General features: G+C 73.1%; 2 protein-coding genes. Both read right to left on the bottom strand.

What is annotated here, in order from left to right:
- Positions 1-252: 252 nt before the first annotated feature.
- On the bottom strand, positions 253-1713 hold the full coding sequence (locus H5J30_RS27685; RefSeq protein ID WP_181790035.1) for an oxygenase MpaB family protein: 1461 nt from the start codon (positions 1711-1713) through the stop codon (positions 253-255).
- Positions 1710-2386 (bottom strand): polyprenyl diphosphate synthase (gene uppS / locus H5J30_RS27680; protein WP_181790034.1); only part of this gene is annotated, 677 nt, incomplete at its 5' end. The genes H5J30_RS27685 and uppS, both read right to left, overlap by 4 nt.

The following is a 2386-nucleotide window of genomic DNA, read 5'->3' as shown; positions in this document are numbered from 1 at the left end:
GACGTGGTGCCTCCAGCTGTTCGGCGCCCGCTATATGACGCCGTGGACACTGCACGGTACCGGCAAAACGGCCGGAGAGCAGACCGCCCCGCCCCCGCCGGCGGTTGAACCCCCCAGGAAGACGAGGAACCGGTGGCCCTCACCCCGGCCGGCGAACGCATCCTCGATGCCGGCGACAGCGGCGTCGCCGTCGGGCACGGCGCCGCGCTCGAAGCCCACGGCGTGGTCGGCCGCGCGTATGCCCGGCGCTCGTCAGGGTTCGGCGAGGAGGGGGTCGTACGGGGTGCCTGCGCGGCGGCCCGCCATGAAGGAGAGGAAGCCGCCCACGAAGGCGCTCCGGCCGCAGGTGCCGTCGGTGGTGGTGAGGTCGCGGTGAAAGGCGGTGCGGAAGAGGGTTCGGTACTCGTCCGCGTCGATGCTCCCGTTGCCGTCCTTGTCGGTCGCGTCGAAGAGGACCTCGGCTACGCGGATGAGGGCGGGTCCGGCGAGGGAGGGGACGGCGGCGGCGTACTCCTCGGCGCTGACGCGGCCGTCGCCGTCCGTGTCGAGGGCGGCCTGGAGCTCGCGCCACCAGGCGGCGAAGGCGTCGTAGAGCCGGGCCTCCCCGGGTTCGTCCAGGTCGAGGCGGGTGGAGAGTTCGCGTGCCATGGCAGCGAGGTCGGGCCAGTCGAGGTGGCCGTCGCCGGTCTGGTCCAGCACTCGGCGGAAGAACTCCTCCGCCGAGCGTCGGTACGCTTCCGTGGCCGCCGACGGTGCCGGGCCGGGAGTGTCGCCGCTCAGTGGTGTGAGGAGGCGGAGCAGGGCCGAGGCCCGCTTCATGCGGGCGCGCAGGGCGGCTACGGTGCGGGCGCGGGGGTCGTCGCTGTCGGGCGGGAGTGAGAGGGCTTCGATGATGCTTTCGGCATTGATCCAGCCCTCGGGCAGGAACCGGGTGAGCCCGGCGGCGAGGTAGGCGCCCTGCATGAGGGCGGGGGCGCCGGGCATCTCGGGCAGGCCGGCCCGGCGCCGGTAGGGCTCGGGGAGCGAGGCGACGGTGATCGCGCCGAGGAGCGGACCGGCGACCGCGCGGCCGGCCGCCCACAGTGTCGGGGCGCCGTCGAGCAGCGCGGGGGCGGGCAGGTGGTCGAAGAGCCGGTAGAGGATGATGCGGGCCGCCTCGGTGTTCTCCAGTTCGTTCTCGACGACCCGGTCGAAGTACCGCCAGAAGTCGTTGAGGTCCTCGGGGAGTTCCCCGGCGTCGCCGTCGAGCGCGGCGAGTACCGCGCGGTACTCGGCGTACGTCCGCTCCATCGTGTCCCGGTCGAGCGGCTGGCCGCTCAGCCGGCACATGGTGACGGCGCTCTCGAAGAGGGTGGCGATCACCCAGGCGCGGGTCGATCGGTCCATCGCGTCGTAGGCGCGGCCGCGGGAGTCGGAGCCGCTCATGCGGGCGTGCAGCCGGTTGAGCCTGGCGGCCTCCCGTTCGCGTACCGCCGGGTCGGCGGCGAACATGCGCCGCATGCTGAGGAAGGTGTTGCGCAGGCGGCGCCAGGGGTGGGCGACGAAGACGGAGTTGTCGGCGAGGGCGGCGCCGATCTGCGGGTGGGCGGCCTCCAGTACGGTGGCGCGGACGATGGCCAGGGCCCAGCGCGGGTCGTCGGAGAAGGCGCTGAACTGCGATTTCGGGCCCAACGGGAATGCCTCGTCGGGCGTTCCCGTGGTTTCGGTGGTCACGGTGGGTCTCCGTTCGTCCGGGCGGGCACGCCGCCGAAGCGGCGGTCGCGGCGCCGGTAGGCGTGCAGGTGGGCGAGGAAGTCGGGAGCCCGGAAGTCCGGCCAGAGCACCTCGGGGAAGACCCACTCGGCGTAGGCGACCTGCCAGAGCATGAAGTTGGAGATGCGCTGCTCGCCGGAGGTGCGGATGACCAGGTCCACATCGGGGGTGTCGGGGAAGGGCAGGTGGTCCGCGAAGAGCCGCTCGGTCACCTCGTCGGCGGGCGTCCCGCTGCGGATCAGCGACCTTGCAGCCTCGACGATGTCCCGGCGCCCGCCGTGGTCGAAGGCGACGGTCAGCGTCATGCCCCGGTTGCCGGCGGTCAGTGCTGCCAAGTCGTAGAAGTCCCGGGCCAGTCCACGGGGGAGGCGCGGGTCGCCGACTCCGAGGAACCGGCAGCGGATGCCGCGCGCGAGCAGCAGCGGCGCATGCTTGCGCACGACCCGGCGCACCAGGCGCATCAGGAACTCGACCTCGGTGCCGGGGCGGTTCCAGTTCTCGGTGGAGAAGGCGTACAGGCTGAGCCACTCCACGCCGGCGGCGCGGGCCGCCTCGACAACGTCGACGACGGCGGTCTCCGCGGCCCGGTGACCCGCCGTACGGGGAAGTGAACGCCGCTGCGCCCAGCGGCCGT

This window comes from Streptomyces phytophilus, from assembly GCF_013870535.1.
Taxonomy (GTDB): Bacteria; Actinomycetota; Actinomycetes; order Streptomycetales; family Streptomycetaceae; genus Streptomyces; species Streptomyces phytophilus.
Note: the sequence above shows the minus strand (reverse complement) of the source record. Positions and strands in the feature narration are given on the sequence as shown.